At 64.1% G+C, this 18,804-nt stretch carries 18 protein-coding genes; 6 read left to right on the forward strand and 12 right to left on the reverse strand.

Annotated features, from left to right (window positions below):
• Nucleotide 1: 1 nt before the first annotated feature.
• Nucleotides 2-1,438, reverse strand: a complete 1,437-nt coding sequence (locus FJ988_RS05300; RefSeq protein ID WP_140815705.1) for a type II and III secretion system protein family protein — start codon at nucleotides 1,436-1,438, stop codon at nucleotides 2-4.
• Nucleotides 1,439-1,467: 29 nt separating this feature from the next.
• Nucleotides 1,468-2,388, reverse strand: a complete 921-nt coding sequence (cpaB, locus tag FJ988_RS05305) for a Flp pilus assembly protein CpaB (RefSeq protein ID WP_140815706.1) — start codon at nucleotides 2,386-2,388, stop codon at nucleotides 1,468-1,470.
• A gap of 255 nt (nucleotides 2,389-2,643) precedes the next feature.
• Between cpaB and parE the strand changes: the two genes are divergently transcribed.
• Nucleotides 2,644-4,704: a DNA topoisomerase IV subunit B gene (gene parE, locus FJ988_RS05310; protein ID WP_140815707.1), complete on the forward strand. Its 2,061-nt coding sequence runs from the start codon at nucleotides 2,644-2,646 to the stop codon at nucleotides 4,702-4,704.
• A gap of 40 nt (nucleotides 4,705-4,744) precedes the next feature.
• Nucleotides 4,745-6,805 carry an FUSC family protein gene (locus tag FJ988_RS05315; protein WP_140815708.1) on the forward strand — a complete coding sequence of 687 codons (2,061 nt, stop codon included), beginning with the start codon at nucleotides 4,745-4,747 and terminating at the stop codon, nucleotides 6,803-6,805.
• A gap of 3 nt (nucleotides 6,806-6,808) precedes the next feature.
• Here FJ988_RS05315 and FJ988_RS05320 read toward each other — a convergent pair whose 3' ends face one another.
• Nucleotides 6,809-7,930 (reverse strand): DUF2336 domain-containing protein, encoded by a 1,122-nt coding sequence (locus FJ988_RS05320; protein ID WP_140815709.1) that lies wholly within the window; start codon nucleotides 7,928-7,930, stop codon nucleotides 6,809-6,811.
• Between the two features lie 149 nt (nucleotides 7,931-8,079).
• Here FJ988_RS05320 and FJ988_RS05325 point away from each other — a divergent pair, with 149 nt between their 5' ends.
• Nucleotides 8,080-8,532, forward strand: coding sequence for a MaoC family dehydratase (locus tag FJ988_RS05325; RefSeq protein WP_140815710.1), 453 nt, complete (start codon nucleotides 8,080-8,082; stop codon nucleotides 8,530-8,532).
• Entirely contained in the window at nucleotides 8,532-9,413 is an 882-nt protein-coding gene (locus FJ988_RS05330; protein ID WP_140815711.1) for a CoA ester lyase, read from the forward strand. Before FJ988_RS05325 ends, FJ988_RS05330 begins: the two co-directional genes overlap by 1 nt.
• A 12-nt stretch (nucleotides 9,414-9,425) precedes the next feature.
• On the opposite strand, the gene FJ988_RS05335 is transcribed toward FJ988_RS05330, so the two are convergent.
• Genes FJ988_RS05335 through FJ988_RS05345 form a run of 3 tightly spaced genes read right to left on the reverse strand, consistent with a single transcriptional unit; the run spans nucleotide 9,426 to nucleotide 11,319 of the window.
• Nucleotides 9,426-10,100 (reverse strand): isoprenylcysteine carboxylmethyltransferase family protein, encoded by a 675-nt coding sequence (locus FJ988_RS05335; protein WP_140815712.1) that lies wholly within the window; start codon nucleotides 10,098-10,100, stop codon nucleotides 9,426-9,428.
• A 21-nt stretch (nucleotides 10,101-10,121) separates the two neighbouring features.
• Nucleotides 10,122-10,730 carry a flavin reductase family protein gene (locus FJ988_RS05340; RefSeq protein ID WP_140815713.1) on the reverse strand — a complete coding sequence of 203 codons (609 nt, stop codon included), beginning with the start codon at nucleotides 10,728-10,730 and terminating at the stop codon, nucleotides 10,122-10,124.
• 4 nt (nucleotides 10,731-10,734) lie between these two features.
• The gene (locus FJ988_RS05345; RefSeq protein WP_140815714.1) at nucleotides 10,735-11,319 is read right to left on the reverse strand and encodes a nitroreductase; all 585 of its coding nucleotides are present in this window, start codon (nucleotides 11,317-11,319) and stop codon (nucleotides 10,735-10,737) included.
• A 227-nt stretch (nucleotides 11,320-11,546) separates the two neighbouring features.
• Between FJ988_RS05345 and FJ988_RS05350 the strand changes: the two genes are divergently transcribed.
• Entirely contained in the window at nucleotides 11,547-12,512 is a 966-nt protein-coding gene (locus FJ988_RS05350; protein WP_140815715.1) for a hypothetical protein, read from the forward strand.
• 14 nt (nucleotides 12,513-12,526) lie between these two features.
• Here FJ988_RS05350 and FJ988_RS05355 read toward each other — a convergent pair whose 3' ends face one another.
• The 5 genes from FJ988_RS05355 to FJ988_RS30750 form a co-directional block, all read right to left on the reverse strand.
• Complete coding sequence (locus FJ988_RS05355) at nucleotides 12,527-13,468, reverse strand: lysophospholipid acyltransferase family protein (RefSeq protein ID WP_140815716.1); 942 nt, start codon at nucleotides 13,466-13,468, stop codon at nucleotides 12,527-12,529.
• 84 nt (nucleotides 13,469-13,552) lie between these two features.
• A complete protein-coding gene (gene thrS, locus FJ988_RS05360; RefSeq protein ID WP_140815717.1) occupies nucleotides 13,553-15,526 on the reverse strand; it encodes a threonine--tRNA ligase in 1,974 nt (657 codons plus the stop codon).
• A gap of 192 nt (nucleotides 15,527-15,718) precedes the next feature.
• Nucleotides 15,719-16,531 carry a class D beta-lactamase gene (gene blaOXA, locus FJ988_RS05365; RefSeq protein ID WP_140815718.1) on the reverse strand — a complete coding sequence of 271 codons (813 nt, stop codon included), beginning with the start codon at nucleotides 16,529-16,531 and terminating at the stop codon, nucleotides 15,719-15,721.
• Nucleotides 16,532-16,666: 135 nt separating this feature from the next.
• On the reverse strand, nucleotides 16,667-17,041 hold the full coding sequence (gene yidD, locus FJ988_RS05370; protein WP_246688447.1) for a membrane protein insertion efficiency factor YidD: 375 nt from the start codon (nucleotides 17,039-17,041) through the stop codon (nucleotides 16,667-16,669).
• A gap of 74 nt (nucleotides 17,042-17,115) precedes the next feature.
• The gene (locus tag FJ988_RS30750; protein ID WP_181183421.1) at nucleotides 17,116-17,277 is read right to left on the reverse strand and encodes a hypothetical protein; all 162 of its coding nucleotides are present in this window, start codon (nucleotides 17,275-17,277) and stop codon (nucleotides 17,116-17,118) included.
• Between the two features lie 93 nt (nucleotides 17,278-17,370).
• On the opposite strand from FJ988_RS30750, the gene FJ988_RS05375 reads away from it, so the two are divergent.
• Nucleotides 17,371-18,285 carry a LysR substrate-binding domain-containing protein gene (locus FJ988_RS05375; protein WP_140815720.1) on the forward strand — a complete coding sequence of 305 codons (915 nt, stop codon included), beginning with the start codon at nucleotides 17,371-17,373 and terminating at the stop codon, nucleotides 18,283-18,285.
• Here the strand turns inward: FJ988_RS05375 and FJ988_RS05380 are convergent.
• Complete coding sequence (locus tag FJ988_RS05380; RefSeq protein ID WP_140815721.1) at nucleotides 18,282-18,728, reverse strand: iron-sulfur cluster assembly scaffold protein; 447 nt, start codon at nucleotides 18,726-18,728, stop codon at nucleotides 18,282-18,284. The two genes, FJ988_RS05375 and FJ988_RS05380, sit on opposite strands and share 4 nt — an antisense overlap.
• Between the last annotated feature and the right edge of the window lie 76 nt (nucleotides 18,729-18,804).

Raw genomic sequence — 18,804 nt, forward strand, 5'->3', positions numbered from 1 at the left:
CTCAGTCCTTCGGCAGATCGAGGAAATGACCGGACGTCGTCGCGGCGACGGGCCTAGCGCCGCTGTCGGCGACCGACACCGGGCGCTTTGCCGCCGAGGCATCCTCTTCCTCTGTGTTGTTGAGGAAATAGTCGACATTGCTGGCCGGGCGCGTGCCGTCGGTCGGCTCGACCATCTTCTTCGACGGATCGACCGGCTTCACCAGATAGGGCGTGACGATGATGACCAGGTCCGTCTCGCGCCGCTGATAGGATTTCGAGGAAAACAGCGGCCCGAGCACCGGCAGCTTGCCTATCCCCGGCACCCGCGACGTCGTGATGTCGTTTTGCGACTGCAGGAGGCCGGCGATCATGAAGCTCTGGCCGTTCTTGAGGTCGATCGATGTCCTGGCGCGGCGCACGATGAAGGCCGGAATGGAAATGCCGCTGCTGACCTGGATGGAAGCGGACGGGTCGATTGAGGACACTTCCGGCGCGATGTCGAGGCTGACCAGCCCGTCCTTCAGCACCGTCGGCGTGAAATCGAGGCCGACACCGTATTTCTTGTAGGTGACACTGATCTTGCCGTTGTCTTCCGAAACCGGGATCGGGAACTCGCCGCCGGCGAGGAAGCTCGCCGTCTGCCCCGAACGTGCGATCAGGTTCGGCTCCGCCAGTCGCCGCGCCAGGCCGCGTTCTTCCAGCGCCTTGATGGCGATGTCGATCGAAACGCCGTTCGACAGCAGGCTGCCGATGATCTCGCCCGTCCCGGCGGTCGGTACGTCTGCGCCATCCGGATTCAGCACGACTTTGCGGTTGCCGATGCCATAGGCGAAATTGGCGCCGTATTTGGCGCCCAGGTCCTGACCCGCCTGGCGGTTGATCTCGACGAAGCGGACATTGAGCTGCACCTGCTGCGAGGACGAGATGTTGACCGAGTTGATCACTTCCTCGTTGCCGGAAAAGCGCGACGCGATCTTGCTCGCCTTGTCTGCCGCGACCGCGTCGTCGGCCTCGCCCGATAGCACGACGCGGCCGTTTGCCGAGCCGACCTTGATCTTGGCGTCGGGCACGCTGGCGCGGATGGTGCTGGCCAACTGGTCGGTATCCAGCGTCACCTCGATGTCGATGGTGCCGACAAGCTGCTTGTTCTGGTCGAACAGCGCGATGCCGGTTGTGCCCAGATTGTTGCCGAGCACATAGAATGACTTGTCGGTCAGCGGGTTGACGTTGGCGATCTCCGGATCACCGATGACGATCTGGTAGAAGGCCGCGCTCGTCATGATCGTCTTCGGCTTGCCCTTGGCCACCTTGATCGAGGCGTTCTTGTTCGCCGAAACATAGACGATGTCGTTGTCCGCGCTCGCCGGCGCGGCGAAACCAAGCATGGCCAGCGCCAGCGCGATCGCGCCGAGAAGGCGCCACCCTCTGGTCGTGCGAAATGCATTAAGCCCAATCATCTGTCCCGTCCCCGACCGGTCCCCACCGGCTATTGCTGCTGTTCCTGCGGCGGTTCCGGCGAAGGAACCTTGTATTCCTCGACCTTTTCGCCGCGGGTCACGATCACTGTCTTGAATTTCGGCTCGTCGGATTCCTTCGTCACCGCGTTGACCAGCGAGGCGGCGCTCGCCTGCGCGTTTGCGGCGACCGAGCCGCCGAAGGACGAGATCGTCGTGAGGCCGCCATTGCTGGCGCTGGCATCGGCCGCCGAGCGCAACGACAGCGACAGGCTGCCGACGGTGCGGGCAAGCGCCACCTTCTGAGCTCCCTCGTTGGTCACCTCGAGGGTCACCGAATTGGCGACCTGCGGCTCCGTCTTGCGTTCGTCCGTGCCCTGCCCGACCGAAAGTACCTTTGCGTCGGAAACGACGACTTCGGAGGTGACCGTCGAACCGGCGGCACCTTGCGCGTTCTTGGCCACTTCCTGGATATCGCCTGCGTCGCGCGTCAGGACGACATCGACCCGGTCTCCCGGCGTGATGAAGCCGCCGACGCCGGCGATCTCGTCGGTGCGGATGGTGACGGCGCGCATGCCCGGCGACAATTTGTTGGAAAGTGTGGCGCGGCCGTTCGGCCCCGACAGCTTGGTCAGCAGCACCGGCTCGTTGACCTCGATCGGCGACAGCACCACCCGGCTGCCATCGCCAAGCAGCTTGTCGATGGTCGGGAAAGCGCCCTGCGGCAGCGCATCCTGCGGCCACGGAATTTCGGCGAGCTGCGACTTGTCGAGTTCCATCCCGTAGCGCAGCGCCGCGCTTGCCACCACGATGGTCTTGAACTCGACTTTGGGCTGCCGCGGCGCTTCGACAGTGACGACCTTGACCTCGGGCTGGGCTTTCGCCTGGCTCTTGACCCAGAAGTCGGCGGCAAAGATCGAGATCGCGCCGACGACGGCGGCGATGCCGATCATGGTTATGGCCCTGCCCCTCACAACGAAACCCCTGACGCCCGTGGTCTTTTGTTAGTTGTGGCTCACATTAGGCTTCATTGTTAAAGAATCAGGAATCCCGGCATGCTCCGGTTGCCCTATTTCAGCCGGCTTGGTTATCGAATGGTTTTGCATTAAGAGACAGTTTGATCCCTGAACGGAACAGGAACCTCGTTCGCCCGCCAAAAGCGTGGCAGTATCGAGCACTGATTCGCACTATTGGACTGAATGGCCAGCATGGACGACACAAGCGATCTTTTCGGCGACCGGGAAAAGCAGCCCCAGCAGGCGCGCGCATCCTCGCGTCCGGCCGATCCGCTCGTCCAGGCCGCCAAGCGTTCGACGGCCGTCCGCGATGGCAGCGAGGGCTACAGCGCCGCCGACATCGAAGTGCTGGAAGGGCTGGAGCCGGTGCGCCGGCGTCCAGGCATGTATATCGGCGGCACCGACGACAAGGCGATGCACCATCTCTTCGCCGAGGTCATCGACAACTCGATGGACGAGGCGGTCGCCGGCCATGCCACCTTCATCGATGTCGAGCTTTCGGCGGACGGCTTCCTGACCGTCACCGACAATGGCCGCGGCATCCCGATCGATCCGCATCCGAAATACAAGAAACCCGCTCTCGAAATCATCATGACGGTGCTGCATTCGGGCGGCAAGTTCGATGGCAAGGCCTACGAGACCTCCGGCGGTTTGCACGGCGTCGGCGTTTCGGTCGTAAACGCGCTGTCGGACCATCTCGAGGTCGAAGTCGCGCGGGGTCGTCAACTCTACCGTCAAAGGTTTTCCCGCGGCGTTCCGGTCAGCGGCCTGGAGCATCTTGGCGAAGTGCACAACCGCCGCGGCACCAAAACCCGCTTCCATCCCGACGAGCAGATTTTCGGCAAAGGCGCCAAATTCGAGCCGGCGCGGCTGTACCGCATGGCGCGCTCGAAAGCCTACCTGTTCGGCGGCGTGCAGATCCGCTGGAGCTGCGATCCGTCGCTGATCAAAGAGAAGGATCCGACCCCGGCTAAGGCCGAGTTCCATTTCCCCGGCGGCCTCAAGGACTATCTGAAGGCGACGCTCGGCGACGAATTCCAGGTCACGCGCGAGGTTTTCGCCGGAAAAAGCGACAAGCAGGGCGGCCATGGATCGCTCGAATGGGCCGTCACCTGGTTCGGTGGCGACGGGTTCTTGAATTCCTATTGCAACACCATTCCGACGGCCGAAGGAGGCACGCACGAGGCCGGCTTCCGCAATGTGCTGACGCGGGGCCTGCGTGGCTATGCCGATCTGATCGGCAACAAACGTGCCTCGATCATCACCACCGACGACGTGATGATCTCGGCCGCCGGCATGCTGTCGGTGTTCATCCGCGAGCCGGAGTTCGTCGGCCAGACCAAGGACAAGCTGGCCACGATCGAGGCGATGCGCATCGTCGAAACCGCCTTGCGCGATCCGTTCGACCATTGGCTGGCCGACAATCCGCAGGAGGCTTCGAAGCTGCTCGAATGGGTGATCGCGCGCGCCGACGAGCGCGTGCGCCGCCGCCAGGAGAAGGAAGTCTCGCGCAAGAGCGCGGTGCGCAAGCTGCGCCTTCCGGGCAAGCTCGCCGACTGCACGCAGAACGCGGCCGCCGGCGCCGAACTGTTCATCGTCGAGGGCGACTCGGCCGGCGGCTCGGCCAAGCAGGCGCGCGACCGCGCCAGCCAGGCGGTACTGCCGCTGCGCGGAAAAATCCTCAACGTCGCCAGCGCCGGCAACGACAAGCTGGCCGCCAACCAGCAGATTTCCGACCTGATCCAGGCGCTGGGCTGCGGCACGCGCTCGAAATACCGCGACGAGGATTTGCGCTACGACCGCGTGATCATCATGACCGACGCCGACGTCGACGGCGCCCACATCGCCTCGCTTTTGATCACCTTCTTCTACCAGGAGATGCCGAACCTGATCCGTGGCGGCCATCTCTATATGGCGGTGCCGCCGCTCTATTCGATCAGGCAGGGCGGCAAGGTCGCCTATGCGCGCGACGACGCGCATAAGGACGAGCTTTTGCGCACTGAGTTTACCGGCCGCGGCAAGGTCGAGATCGGCCGCTTCAAGGGCCTTGGCGAGATGATGGCCTCGCAGCTCAAGGAGACCACGATGGACCAGAAGAAGCGCACGCTTCTCAGGGTCGACGTGAACGAAGCCGAGCACGAGCAGGCGACCAAGGACGCCGTCGACGCGTTGATGGGCACCAAGCCCGAAGCCCGCTTCCGCTTCATCCAGGAGCGCGCCGAATTCGCCGAGACGGACGTGCTGGATATCTGATCGCCGTCTGGTCCATAAAGGCTCCGGTACGGAGACGAATGTGACCTGGACGCGCCTGAGAGAGCTTGTCGAGACACCGTTAAGCGGTCTGACGCAGCCGACCCGTTCGGACTGGATTTTCGCGCTCCGCACGGTTTCGGCCGGACTGATCGCGCTGCTTGCTGCTTACGCCCTGAAACTGGACCACCCGCAATGGGCGATGATGACGGTGTTCATCGTCGCCCAGCCTGTCGCCGGCATGGTGCTGGCGAAGGGCTTTTACCGGCTGATCGGCACGCTGGCCGGCGGCCTCGCGGCGGTCGGCATCACATCGTTGTTCGGCACAAATCCGTGGCTGCTGGTCACGATCCTGGCGCTGTGGATCGGCGTCTGCACGCTGGTGTCGTCCTTGCTGCGCAACCCGGAAGCCTATGGCGCGGCCCTTGCCGGCTATACGGCGATGATCATCGCCCTGCCGGCCTTCGGCCAGCCGCATGCCGTCGTCGACCTGGCCGTCGCGCGCTGCGCCGAGATCGTCATCGGCATCGTCTGCGCCGGCGTCACCAGCCGCCTGATCCTGCCGAAGCTTGCCGCGGATGCCATCATCTCACGGCTGAAGCGCAGCATAATCGATCTCGCCGAATATGCCGGCGGGGCCTTTGCCGACGGCGATCCGGCAAGCCTGGCCACGCTCCAGCGCAAGCTGATCACTGATGCGCAGACACTTGCCGAGATGCGCACCTATGCCAGGTTGGAGGCGCCGAGCCTCGCCACCCGCGCCCATCCGGTGCGCCGCACGATCGGCCAGCTTCTGTGGGCGCTTTCGGCCGCGCGCGCGCTGCACAGCCATCGCCGGCCGAAGAACGCCGCGCTTATCCCGATGCGCAGCGAACTGAAGGCATTCGTTGGAGAATTGGCGGCCACGCCCGGCGCGCTCGACGACACCGGCCCCTGGGTGGCGCGGCTCGACGCGATCGCCGGCAAGGCAAAGGAAATGCCAAGCCTCCCCGACGACGAGGACAAGCTCGGCACCATCACCCGCCTCACCATCGCCGGCGACTTCGCCGAAGCGCTGAAGCAGGTCATGCGCGGGCTGGAGGCGCTTCGCTCGCCAGTGTCCGCACGATCGCGCGAGCGCGGCCAGCCGGCGCTGGTCGTGCACCGCGACCATCGGGCCGCATGGCGCAACGCCATACGGGCCGCACTCGCCACGCTTTTGGTTGCCATCTTCTGGCTGACGACCAAATGGTCGGAAGCCGCCGGCACCGTCATCCTCGTTTCCGTTGTCTCGAGCCTCTTCGCATCACGCCCCGATCCGGTGCAGTCGGCCTGGGGTTTCTTCACCGGAACGCTGATCGCGCTGCCCTTTGCCTTCCTGGTCGGCCAGGTCGCGCTGCCGGCGCTGCACGGCTTCGGCTGGTTCATGCTGTTCGTCGTGCCGATCATGGTGCCCGCCGCGCTCGGCATGGCCAATCCGCGCTATGTCGGCGTCGCCACCGCTTTCGCCATCAACTTCCTAGCTTTCCTTAGCCCGCACCAGCAGATGACCTACGATCCCGGCCCGTTCTTCGCAGGCTCTGCCTCGATCCTGGTCGGCATCCTGATCGCCATCGGCGTCTTCATCGTCGTGCTGCCGGCCAATCCCTGGGTCACCGTCGAGCGCATCGCCCAGGCGATGCGCGAGGATCTGGCGAGGCTTTGCCTGCACGAGCGCATACCGCGCCGCCTCGCCTTCGAAAGCCTGGCCTATGACCGGATCAACCAGCTGATGCCCCAGGTACAGCAGACGGGCCGCAAGGGCGATCCGATGCTGGCCGGCAGCATCGCCGCCGTTACCGTCGGACTGGAAGTGCTCAGGCTGCGCAATGCACAGCTGAACTCCATTGTCCCGCGCGAAACGGCGGAATCCATCGCCAACTTCCTGCGCGGCCTGGCCCGCGAATTGCTGTTCCGCAGGCCGGGCGAGCCCCAGACCGCAACCATCGCCGTCGCAAGGCAATACGCGGCCACCATTGCCGAGCGCAGCGACCGGTTCGAAATGCTGCAGATCGCCGCCTCGCTGCGCATTATCGCAGCGGCGATGGAAGATCATCCGGATTTCTTTGCGAAGGGACGCGGCTAGCTCTTATGCCGCTGCGATCGCCAGCGCATGACCCCGGGCATTCTCGCGCAGTGCGTCGAGATGGATCGACTTCACCAACCCCGCGAGATCGCCTTCGGCCGTCTGTCCGCCGAGCTCCTTCAGCATCAGCCAGCTGACTTCCTGCACGCCGGCGACGCGCCGGCCATTGGCCACCTCGCGCCAGATTTTCAGCGCGCGCAGGATGATGCCATGCGTTGCCGGCGCTAGCCCGGCGCTGCGGAACAGCGCCTGCAGCGCCACGTCGTGGCCGCCGGCGAGCAGCGCCGTTACCCGCTGCTCGGACTGCTGGGCCAAAGCCACCAGAGTCGAGCCGAAGAAGTCGACCTTGCCATGCGCGATCGTGCGGATGATGAAGCTGGCGGTAAGGTCGCCGCGCAGCCTCAGATGCTCGATCAGGGCGGCATGTTCCTCCATGCGCGTTCCCTCGATCAGCGTCACCGAAGCCTTCACGCAGGCGTCGCGCATCACGCGGTCGGCGCGGGCGGCGCCCATCATCGCCAGCACCAGCGGCGAGCCTTTCAGTGTGTCGCCGAGCTTGACCAGCAGCATGTGCCGGCAGTCGGCGGGCAAACGCTGATCGGCGATCAGCGCCTCGCGCACCAGCGCCAGATGGCCGTGCCGTTCGGCTATGCGGCGAAAGCTCAGCGAGGCGATCTCGGCGCCGCTGTTGGCGACCAACACGGCACAGGCTTCAGGCTCGCCGATCTCGGCGATCGCGGCCGCCAGCGCCATCGAGACGACCGGCCGGTTGGCGATCAGCTTCTGCGTCGCCTTCTGGCCGCTGGCAACGCGCTCGACCAGATCGGCATCGGTAAGCAGCGGCGAACGCGCCAGCACGAGCGCCGCGACTTCCGGCTGATCCGAGGCCAAGGCGCTGATCACCTGCGGCGGCGCATGATGGCTCATCGACAGCGCCTCGGCGAGCGCCAGACGGACTTTCGAGGAAGCATCGTCCAGCAAAAACGTCAGCGCGGCTTCGGCGGCGCAGCGATCCTCGAACGGCAAGTCGGAATTGACGTAAGCCCGCGCCAGTGCGCTGGCTGCGGCCGCGCGCTCGGAAACCCTTGCCGTGTCGATCCACTTCAGAAAATGCGAAACAACCATGCCGACCAGCCACGCCCCTTGCCGGAATGTTCCGGCCCCGCTGGAAACGGTAATCTGGAAATGGTTTACGAACGGTTCACCATGTTTATTAACTGGCTTGCGAGCGCGGCGGGCAGCGCCTATCACCGCTCCAAGCGGAGGAGATGATCATGGCCGGACTTTATCTCGAAGAGTTCGTCGTCGGCCATGTCTTCCAGCACACGCTGCGCAAGACCGTCACCGAAAGCGACAACATGCTGTTTTCGGTGATGACGCTGAACCCGCAGCCCTTGCATATCGATTTCGACTTCGCCGCGAAGACCGAATGGGGCAAGCCGCTGGTCAACTCGCTGTTCACGCTCGGCCTGATGATCGGCATTTCAGTGAACGACATCACCGTCGGCACGACCGTCGCCAATCTCGGCATGAAGGAGACCATCTTTCCGCATCCGGTCTTCCATGGCGACACCATCCGGGTCGAGACCACGGTGGTTTCGCTGCGCGAATCCAAATCGAAGCCCGATCGCGGCATCGTCGAGTTCGAGCATCGCGCCTACAACCAGAGCGACGTGCTTGTCGCCAAATGCACCAGGCAGGCGATGATGCTGAAGAAGCCCGCCTGATGCGCTCGCTGCTCTTCGTTCCAGGCGATTCCGAGCGCAAGCTGGAGAAAGGCTTCGGCGCCGACGCCGACGTGATCATCGTCGATCTGGAGGATTCCGTGGCTGCCGCCAACAAGGCGGCGGCACGCGCGATCGCGGCGGGCTTCATCGCGAGTCAGAGGCAAAAGACAGGCCCCGCCGTCTATGTGCGGGTCAACGATCTTTCGACGGGCCTGACCGACGACGACCTTGCGGCGCTGGTTCCAGTGAAACCTGACGGCATCATGCTGCCGAAGTCGAACAGCGGCCAGGACGTCCAGCATCTGGCGGCGAAGCTTCGCGTCCGCGAAGCCGAAAGCGGCCTGCCGGACGGCGCCATGAGAATCCTGCCGATCATCACCGAAACCGCGGCCGGGGTGCTGGCGGCAGCGAGCTATGCCGGGGCGAGCGCGCGGCTTGCCGGCCTGACCTGGGGCGCCGAGGACCTGTCGGCGGCGATCGGCGCGCGATCGGCGCGCGACGAGAGCGGCCGCTACACCGACGTCTTCCGCCTCGCCCGCACCATGACCATCCTGGCCGCCGGCGCGGCCGAGGTAGCCGCCATCGACACCGTCTTCCCGGACTTCCGCGACATGGAAGCGTTCGAGAAGGAATGCCGCGAGGCCGAGCGCGACGGCTTTACCGGCAAGATGGCAATCCATCCGGCGCAGGTGCCGGTCATCAACGCCGCTTTCACGCCATCTGCCGAGGCGGTCGAGCGGTCGCAGGCGATCGTCGACGCCTTCGCGGCTGCCGGAAATCCCGGCGTCGTCGGCATCGGCGGCAAGATGTATGACCGGCCGCATCTGCGCCTGGCCGAACGGATGTTGGCGCGGGCCAAGGCAGCTGGGATTTCGGTCTGAGTCCGCGAGCGGCTACCAGACCATCGGAATCAGCCGGTAGCGGACCTTTGCGGCATAGTCGTCATAGCCGCGCAATCCGGTCCGCAACGCGCCCTCCTCGATGAAAGTGCGGATGGCGAGCAGCACGGCGAAGAACAGCACCGACACCACGCCCCACCAGGAGCCGAGCAGCAGCGCCGTGCCGGCGAAGAACAGAATGGCGCCGGCATACATCGGATGGCGGACATAGCTGTACGGGCCGGTCGTGATCACCTGCTGGCCGCGCTCATCCTGGATCTTGACCACCGGCGCGGCAAAACTGTTCTCCAGCATCGTCAAGTAGCAGATCCAGATGCTGAGCAGCAGCACGAGCGCGCCGACCGCTTGCACCCACGATGGAACCGTCGACCAGCCGTAGCGGATGTCGAGCCCCATCAGAGCCAGCCAGCCGAAAATGGCCAACAGCAAGATACTGAGCAGGATCTTGTCCGCCGGCGGCTGATTTTTCTGGATCGGCGGGCTCAGCCGCTCATTCATGAGACCGGGATCGCGTCGGGCGAGCGCCACGCCCATGGTAAGGCTTAGCGCGACCATTACGACTGTGTACACCCAGGCTCCGGCCCAATGCAGCGTGCCTGCCGACAAGAACAGCACCGCCGCCATGATGCCGAACCACACGAATGTCTGAAGGATCAATCTCGCTATCATGGGGACCTCCTTTTCAGGCGGCTAGTCCTTGCCCCAGCGCGGCCGGCGCATCGAGAAAATCTCATTGACGCTGGCGTAGTCCATATAGCCGAGACGGCCGACATTTCCGGCCCTGACAATGTCGAACTGGCCGTCCTTGAGATAGGCATCGTCGATGTGAACGCCAACAACCTCGCCGGCAACGACGATCGCGCCGGTCTCAGACCCGTCCAGCGCCTTTGGCCGCAGGATTTCCGTCACCTTGCACTCCAGCGCCGCGGGCGCCTCGGCCACGCGCGGCGGCGCGACAAGGCGTGACGGCGCTATGGCGAGGCCGGCATAGCCGAATTCGCTGACGCCGCGCGGCGCGTCGACCGCGGTGCGGTTCATCTTTTGCGCCAGTTCGCGGCTGACCAGATTGGCGACGAACTCGCCCGTCTCTTCGGCGAAGGTGGCGCTGTCCTTGGCGCCTTCGGACGAGAACCAGACGATGAATGGCCGCGTCGAAAAGGCGTTGAAGAAGGAATAGGGCGCGAGGTTGATCTCACCGGCCCTGTTCAATGTCGATATCCATCCGATCGGACGCGGCGCCACGATCGCTTTGGAGGGATCATGCGGCAGGCCATGTCCCTTCGAGGGCTCGTAGAACATCGCGCTATCCGGCCCAGGGCCCGGTGTAATCGGCATAGAGCGTCGCCGGATCAGGCCGCGGCCGCTCCGGCGCCGGTCCCTGATAGGAGCCGATATGGACGAAACCGATGACGCGCTCCTGCGGCGAGAGCCCGAGGATCGCCCTGCCCTCCGCAACGTCGGAATACCAGTTGCTGATCATGTTGGTGCCATAGCCCAGCGCATTGGCCGCGATCATCAGGTTCATAGCCGCCATTCCGCCGGACAGGAACATCTCCCATTGCGGGATTTTCGGATTCTCCTTAGGCACCGACACCACGCCGATCACCAGCGGCGCGCGCGAGAAGCGCGCGAGCTCCTGGTTGCGCCGGCCTTCCGGCAGCGGCCCCTCGCGCTGTTCGGCGAGCGCCGCCAGCTTCTTGCCGATCTCGATCCGCGCCTCGCCGCGATAGAGGATGAAGCGCCAGGGCTCGAGCCGGCCATGGTCAGGAACGCGCGAGGCGGCCGCGATCATCGTGGCGATATCGGCATCGCTTGGCGCCGGCTCCTTGAGATCGGGGATCGGCGCGGAATTGCGGGTGAGCAGGAAGTCGATGATCGGCGACGCCATGGGGGCCAAGTCTCCTAAGCATAGAAATTCAATTTTGAGCTGAAACGCGCCATCGGGAGTTCGGGCGGCTCGGGCGGGTGGCGTTTTGCGCCGGATAATGAGCCCTGGCGGGAGGCGGCTTTAAGTCGTTGTGTGGATGCATGTCGTTCTCTCAAAACCGCGAGGCACTTTTGGGCGACATGCATTAAGCCTTGAAATTGCCACTGCCTTGGGCTTCAACGCAAGGCATGTTTGAGGGGAGCCTGCGCCTTTTTGTGATCGCACTGGTCGCCGCGCTGTTCGCGGTGCCGATCTCTTTCGCGCTGGCCCAGAACGCCAACGACGTCGGCAACATCAAGCTTCCGGGCATTTCGAACTATGCGACGCCGAAGACCGAGGGCACGTTGGCGATCGGCAGTGGCGGCGCCATCACGCTGTCGGCGCAACTCACCGACAAGGGGGCCGACATCAGCCGCGGCATCGTCTGGCGGGTCTTCAAGCCTGAGCCCGCCAGCGACGGCAAGCTGCCGATGGTTGCCTCCGCGCATGGCGGCACGGCGGTGTTCCAGCTCGACCCAGGCAGCTATCTGGTCCACGCCTCCTACGGCCGCGCCGGCGCCACCAAGCGCATCACCGTCGGCAAGGAAGCGCGCCGCGAGAATCTGGTTCTCGACGCCGGCGGGCTGAAGCTCGATGCGGTGACGTCCGGCGGCGCACCCATTCCGCCGAAGAAGCTGCGCTTCTCGATCTATGAGGGCGAGGCAGCCGCTAATGGCGACCGCGCGCTGATCGCGCCCGATGTCGCGCCGAACACGGTGGTGCGGCTCAACGCCGGCACCTATCACGTGGTCTCGACCTATGGCGCGGTCAACGCGGTGATCCGCTCCGACATCCGCGTCGAGGCGGGCAAGCTGACGGAAGCGACCGTCGAGCACCGCGCCGCCGAGATGACGATGAAGCTGGTGCGCGAACAGGGCGGTGAGGCCATCGCCGACACGTCCTGGTCGCTGCTCAACGAGAGCGGCGACCCGATCAAGGAAGCGGTCGGCGCCTTCGCCTCGATGGTGCTGGCCGAGGGGCAATACACCATCATCGCCAAGAACCGCGACCGCATCTACCAGAAGGATTTCACCGTCGTCGCCGGCCAGAACCAGGAGATCGAGGTTCTGGCCAACGAATCGTCGGCGATCGATCCGGAGGAGGGCGCGGACTAAATCGTCCGGCGCCGTCAGGCCGCCTTGCGCATCCGCTTCGGCAGGAACGGCACGCGGCCGCGCCGCGCGGCGGGAGCGGCCAGGTCGAAGACCGCACGATAAAGTCGGTCGAGCAGCGCCTTGCGGTCGCGCAGCGGCTCGAGCTCGCTCCAGCTCAGCACATCGCCGATGCGCACCTCGATCGCCTTGCCCGACAGCCTTGCGAACTCGCGGATCAGCAAGGAAAGGCGCAGCGTCAGCGACGCCTTGCCGATGAACTTCGCCACGCGGTTGTCGCGCTCGGCCATGTTCATCGGACCGCTGACGAGATGGAACAGACGGCCGTTCTGGCCGGAAAAATGCATCGGGATGACCGAGGCCTTGGTCTCCTGCACGAGCTTGGCCGGAAACATCTTCCATGGCAGGTCGATGGCGCGGCCGAACACCTTGGGCGCGGTGGCGACACCGCCAGCGGGGAAGATCACGATGGTGACACCTTCCTTCAATAGCCGCACGGCCTCATGGCGCACCGCCATATTGTTCTTCAGCGCTTCCTTGGTCTCGGAAAAGTCGATCGGCAGCGAATACGGCGCCATCTCGCGGATTCTCAACAGATCCTTGTGGATCATGACCCGGAACGGCCGGCCGAGCTGCTCTGCCAGCGACAGCACCGCGATGCCGTCGCCGATGCCGAAGGGATGGTTGGCAATGATGACCAACGGCGTGTCCGGCAGTGCCGCCGGCGGCCACTGGACGGCGTTTTGCACTCTGACGTCGATCAACTCCAGCATGCGGCTGAACACACGGTCGCCGGTCGGCACGACCTGCCGGCGCCAGAAGTCGTAGAGCGCGGCAAAACGATCGCGGCCCGACAGACCCTCGACGGAATGGATGAACCAGCGCGTCAGCACCGGCTGATGCGGACTGGCGTAGGAGAGCTCGGGAAACCGTCTTTCCCGCAGTTTCAGCTTGAGCATGACGGGTCGTTACAAGTCTGGCGTGACAGGCATGTGAAAATGGCGGTGGATCGCTCCACCGCCATTCGATCGGAAATCCAAAGGTCAGGCGGCGCGGCGCTTGCGGTCCGGCGTCACCGCCTCGTCGGCGAGCGACTTCACCGCGTCGACGAGCTTCAGCGATTCCTGGTCGCGCGAGCCGAGCCGGCGGATGTTGACCGTCTCCTCCTCCGCCTCGCGCTTGCCGCAGACGAGGATGACCGGAACCTTGGCCAGCGAGTGCTCGCGCACCTTGTAGTTGATCTTCTCGTTGCGCAGGTCGGCCTCGGCCAGCAGACCCGCCGCCTTCAGTTCCTTGACAACCTTCAGCGCGTAGTCGTCGGCGTCAGAAGTGATCGTCGCCACCACCACCTGCAGCGGCGCGAACCACAGTGGGAAATGGCCCGAATAGTTCTCGATCAGGATGCCGAGGAAGCGCTCCATCGAGCCGCAGACGGCGCGATGCACCATGACCGGCTGCTTCTTTTCCGAATCCGAGCCGATATAGAAGGCGCCGAAACGCTCCGGCAGGTTGAAGTCGACCTGCGTGGTGCCACACTGCCACTCGCGGCCGATGGCATCCTTCAGCACATATTCGAATTTCGGCCCGTAAAACGCGCCCTCGCCCGGATTGATCGAGGTCTTGATGCGGTTGCCGGAGCGCGCGCGGATCGTCTCCAGCACGTTGCTCATGATCGCCTCGGCATGATCCCAGGCCTCGTCCGTGCCGACGCGCTTGTCCGGCCGCGTCGACAGCTTCACGCTGACCTCGTCGAAGCCGAAGTCGGCATAGGTCGACAGGATCAGGTCGTTGATGCGCAGGCACTCGGCCGCGAGCTGCTCTTCGGTGCAGAAGATATGCGCGTCGTCCTGCGTGAAGCCGCGCACGCGCATCAGTCCGTGCAGCGCGCCGGACGGCTCGTAGCGATGCACATTGCCGAACTCCGCAAGTTTTACGGGCAGTTCGCGATAAGACTTCAACCCATGCTTGAAGATCTGGACATGGCCGGGACAGTTCATCGGCTTCAGCGCGAAGACGCGATCGTCGTCGGTGTCGTCGCCGGCGACGGTGACCTTGAACATTGCGTCGCGATACCAGCCCCAGTGCCCCGACGTCTCCCAAAGGCTCTTGTCCAGGACCTGCGGCGCGTTGACCTCCTCATAGCCGTGCTCGTCGAGGCGGCGGCGCATGTAGTTGATCAGGTTCTGCACCATCTTCCAGCCCTTGGCGTGCCAGAAGACGACACCCGGCCCCTCCTCCTGGAAGTGGAACAGGTCCATCTCGCGGCCGAGCTTGCGGTGGTCGCGCTTCTCGGCTTCCTCGAGCAACGTCTGGTAAGCCTCGAGTTGCGCCTGGTCGGCAAAGGCGGTGCCGTAGATGCGCGTCAGCATCGGATTGTTGCTATCGCCGCGCCAATAGGCGCCCGCCACCTTCATCAGCTTGAAGGCGTTGCCGATCTGTCCGGTCGAGGCCATGTGCGGACCGCGGCAGAGGTCGAACCAGTCGCCCTGCGCGTAGATCTTGAGGTCCTGATCCTCTGGGATGGCGTCGACCAGCTCGACCTTGTAGCGCTCGCCCTTGTCGGAAAAGACCTTCCTCGCCTTCTCGCGCGGCCAGACTTCCTTGGTGAACGGCTTGTTGCGCTGGATTATCTCGCGCATCTTCTTCTCGATCACCGGGAAATCGTCCGGCGTGAACGGCTCGTTGCGGGCGAAGTCGTAGTAGAATCCGTTCTCGATCACCGGCCCGATGGTCACCTGCGTTCCCGGCCACAATTCCTGCACGGCTTCGGCCAGCACATGCGCGGTGTCGTGGCGGATGAGTTCCAGCGCGCGCGGATCCTCGCGGGTGATGATCTCGACCTTGCCGGACGTGCCGAGCGGATCGGAAAGATCGCGCACGGTGCCGTCGATCGCATAGGCAACGGCCTTCTTGGCCAGCGACTTCGAGATCGATTCGGCAAGCGCAGCACCGGTCGTCGCCGCGTCGTAGTCGCGCACGGAGCCATCGGGAAATGTCAGGGAAACGGAATTCGGCATCAGGATTCTCCTATCCAGTCCCGCAAACGAGCGCGGGTGGTGAATGCATGTCGCAGGATGCGTTGCGGCGTGCAGAGGTTAGCCGGAGGCGCCAATCAAATGGATGATGGCCAGCGGCGCGGTTTTAGAGGCAGTGCCGCGCCAGGTAAAGAGCGCCGCGTCAGGAAATGTCGCCAGCGATGTTGAACAGCCTCACTTCACCAGTTGCGGCAGATCCTTCAGGAAAGCCGCCCGTGTGGCCAGCCCCTTCGGCTGATCGCTGCGCTTGGCGTCGACGACCAGCCGGGCGAAGACGATCTTGCGGCCGCCCTTCTCCGCCCAGCCGACGAACCAGCCGAGCGAACGCTTGCCGTCCTTGCCAAGCTTGGTGCTGCCGGTCTTGCCCTGCACGGTCCAGTCACCGGCCGCAAAGCTCGGGATGATCGCTTTCGTCATCTCATGCGCCTTGACCGACACCGGCATCTTGCCGGCGAGCAACTTACGCAGGAATGCTGTCTGCTCGACAGGCGATATTTCGAGCGAGGAATTGATCCAGGCTTGCGTAAGCCCGTTGTCCTTGCCGGCATCGCCGGAGACATCCATGTTGCCGTAGCCGAACTTCGACACGTAGCCGGCGAATTTATCGGCGCCGAGCCGCCGCGTGATCTCGCGCGAGTACCAGACGATGGAATCGCGCTCCCAGATCGTCGGATCGACGGTTTTTTGGTCACGCTTGGCCGCCTTGAATTCGGGCTTGTAGTCCCAGCTCGGCGTGTGCGGGTCGCTCAGGATTGCTGAATCGTACCCGATCAGCGCCAGCGGCACCTTGAAGGTCGACGCCGGGCTGACGCGCTGGTCGCAGACACCGTCCTGGTAGAGTGCAGCACCGCTATCGGCGTCCTGGATCAGCGTGCAGTGGATCTCCTGGAGCGGCGCCGATTGCGCCCGCACCGGCAGGCCCAATATCCAGGCCAGCACGAACAGCACGGCGGCAAAAATGAAGGGATAGCGGTCCATCTGGCGCATGGTGAAGTCACTCCGGTATGAGATTGCAGTAGCGGCTTAGCGAGGCGACTTGTCTCGATTTTGTCTCAAATGCGCAGTGTTTGTGCAGCTTGGCGTTAACCCTACCGGATCGTAAAAATCCGATCCTGCGAACGATCAGGTTTGAGGTTGGCCGCGTTTCCTACCGACCTGCCAGTAGCGCCAGGGCATGAACCAGACATAGCGCGGGGCGAGCGTTTCCGGCACCCGGTCTATACCATGCGTGCCGAACGGACCGCAGCGCGAAACCCGAAACAACGCCATCCAGCCGCCGGCCCACAGGCCATGGCGGGCGATCGCCTCATGCGCGTATTCGGAACAGGTCGGCAAATGCCGGCAGCTGTTGCCGACGAAACCGGAGAGCGTCAGCTGGTAGAGCCGCACCAGCGACGTGCCGAGGACACGCCCCGGCGTCTTGCGCCAGGGCCCCGGCCAGTTGCGCCCGCGGTTGGCCGGCCGCGCGCCGTGCGCATGTCCGTGATGGTCGGCCAGAAATTTGCTCCGCAGCCTGTTTCGCTGCGCGATAGATGTGGGTTTCCGACCTCGAACGCAATGTCTTTCGCCTCTCATGGTCTGGCGCGGCGGATGGGATGCCTGTCGGCCACAAGCCTATGGTGCGGGGACGCCCCAGGCCTTCCTTCATGCCATTCGCCTTGCCGGTTTTTGTCGCGCCACTGGAACGTCGCGATCAGCATGACGTCGCTCAGGATGTCGAGTAACTCGTTCATGGCAGTGCTCCTTTGAGCACCGATTAGACTGCCGCTGGCCTTCCTCCTCAAACGAGTATAATTTCCGCTTCGGATAACTTGAGGTTATGCAAGATGAAGCGCGGCCGCCTGCCGCTGACGGCATTGCGAAGCTTCGAAACCGCCGGCCGGCATTTGAGCTTCAGTCGCGCGGCCGAGGAGCTTTACGTGTCACAGGCCGCGATCAGCCGGCAGATCCGTGAACTCGAGGCGTTCCTGCGCCAGCAGCTGTTTCACCGCCTGCATCGACGGGTCGAACTGACGGATGCGGGGCAGCGGCTGCTCGACCAATTGGTCAGAAGCTTCGACGACATCGACCGGGTGCTTTCGGACCTGGCGGCATCGCCGGCGCAATCGGTGGTCCGCGTCAGCGTCGAACCATCGCTGGCCGCTGTCTGGCTGGTGCCGCGGCTCAATCGCTTTCGCCAGTTGCGGCCCGACATCGACGTGTCGCTCGAAGTCGACGTGCGGTTGATCGAATTCCGTAGCGACCAGGCCGAGCTTGCCTTGCGCTTTAGCGCTCACCACAAGTCATGGCCTCGCAGTGAGGCGGAACATCTGGCACCAGTCATCGCTTCGCCAGTCCTGTCGCCCGCTCTACTTGCATCCGGCCCGGCTCTGCGCAGGCCGACCGACCTGCGCGCCTATACCTTGCTGCACGAAGAGAACCGCCAGGGCTGGACACGCTGGTTCGAGGCGGCGGGGGTCACCGGCGATACTCCGTCAGAGCGTGGACCAATCCTCGCCGATACCTCGCTATCGAAACAGGCCGCTATGCTCGGCCATGGCGTTGCCCTGGGCGACCTGATGCTGGTCAGCGAAGAATTGGCATCCGGCGCTTTGATCAAGCCATTCGAGACCAATGTCGTCTGCGGCGCCTACTGGCTTGTCGGCAGAAGCCTCGGCTCCCTGTCCGAGCCCGCTGCTGCCTTTGCTAACTGGGTCCGCGATGAATTTGCTGACAGCCGGCGCTTGCCGGTAGATGTTTAAGCCGCCTCTCCGGCGCGCTTCTTCTCGATCTGGCCGATCGCGTCGACCACGGCGTCGAAGGTCAGCATGGTCGAGGCGTGACGAGCCTTGTAGTCGCGCACCGGCGCCAGATATTTCAAATCGTCGAAACGGCCTTGCGGCGGCGCGCCGTTTTCCTTGAGCATCTTGAGCATGGTTTCGCGCACCGCGCGCAACTCGTCGGCTCTGGCGCCGACCACATGCTTGGCCATGATCGAGGATGAAGCCTGGCCGAGCGCGCAGGCTTTGACGTCATGGGCGAAATCGGTCACCACGTCGCCATCCATCTTGAGGTCGACGGTGACGGTCGAGCCGCACAGTTTGGAATGCGCTTTTGCCGTCGCGTCGGGCTGATCCAGGCGGCCGATCCGCCCGATATTTCCGGCGAAGCCGAGAATTTTCGCATTGTAGACGTCGTCGATCATATTTTTCCAATCCGTCGCCGCCCAGCGAACAGGCTTTGCCGCTCTCGCGTCTTCCTTTCGCTCCGCCAGAACCATA

The organism is Mesorhizobium sp. CU3 (assembly GCF_006442965.1).
Classification (GTDB): Bacteria; Pseudomonadota; Alphaproteobacteria; order Rhizobiales; family Rhizobiaceae; genus Mesorhizobium.

Bases quoted from the DNA above. Each gene is read 5' to 3' on its own strand.
- FJ988_RS05300 (WP_140815705.1), bottom strand. From the start codon at position 1,438: ATGATTGGGCTTAATGCATTTCGCACGACCAGAGGGTGGCGCCTTCTC.
- cpaB (WP_140815706.1), bottom strand. From the start codon at position 2,388: ATGATCGGCATCGCCGCCGTCGTCGGCGCGATCTCGATCTTTGCCGCC.
- parE (WP_140815707.1), top strand. From the start codon at position 2,644: ATGGACGACACAAGCGATCTTTTCGGCGACCGGGAAAAGCAGCCCCAG.
- FJ988_RS05320 (WP_140815709.1), bottom strand. From the start codon at position 7,930: ATGGTTGTTTCGCATTTTCTGAAGTGGATCGACACGGCAAGGGTTTCC.
- FJ988_RS05325 (WP_140815710.1), top strand. From the start codon at position 8,080: ATGGCCGGACTTTATCTCGAAGAGTTCGTCGTCGGCCATGTCTTCCAG.
- FJ988_RS05330 (WP_140815711.1), top strand. From the start codon at position 8,532: ATGCGCTCGCTGCTCTTCGTTCCAGGCGATTCCGAGCGCAAGCTGGAG.
- FJ988_RS05335 (WP_140815712.1), bottom strand. From the start codon at position 10,100: ATGATAGCGAGATTGATCCTTCAGACATTCGTGTGGTTCGGCATCATG.
- FJ988_RS05340 (WP_140815713.1), bottom strand. From the start codon at position 10,730: ATGTTCTACGAGCCCTCGAAGGGACATGGCCTGCCGCATGATCCCTCC.
- FJ988_RS05345 (WP_140815714.1), bottom strand. From the start codon at position 11,319: ATGGCGTCGCCGATCATCGACTTCCTGCTCACCCGCAATTCCGCGCCG.
- FJ988_RS05350 (WP_140815715.1), top strand. From the start codon at position 11,547: ATGTTTGAGGGGAGCCTGCGCCTTTTTGTGATCGCACTGGTCGCCGCG.
- FJ988_RS05355 (WP_140815716.1), bottom strand. From the start codon at position 13,468: ATGCTCAAGCTGAAACTGCGGGAAAGACGGTTTCCCGAGCTCTCCTAC.
- thrS (WP_140815717.1), bottom strand. From the start codon at position 15,526: ATGCCGAATTCCGTTTCCCTGACATTTCCCGATGGCTCCGTGCGCGAC.
- blaOXA (WP_140815718.1), bottom strand. From the start codon at position 16,531: ATGCGCCAGATGGACCGCTATCCCTTCATTTTTGCCGCCGTGCTGTTC.
- FJ988_RS30750 (WP_181183421.1), bottom strand. From the start codon at position 17,277: ATGAACGAGTTACTCGACATCCTGAGCGACGTCATGCTGATCGCGACG.
- FJ988_RS05375 (WP_140815720.1), top strand. From the start codon at position 17,371: ATGAAGCGCGGCCGCCTGCCGCTGACGGCATTGCGAAGCTTCGAAACC.
- FJ988_RS05380 (WP_140815721.1), bottom strand. From the start codon at position 18,728: ATGATCGACGACGTCTACAATGCGAAAATTCTCGGCTTCGCCGGAAAT.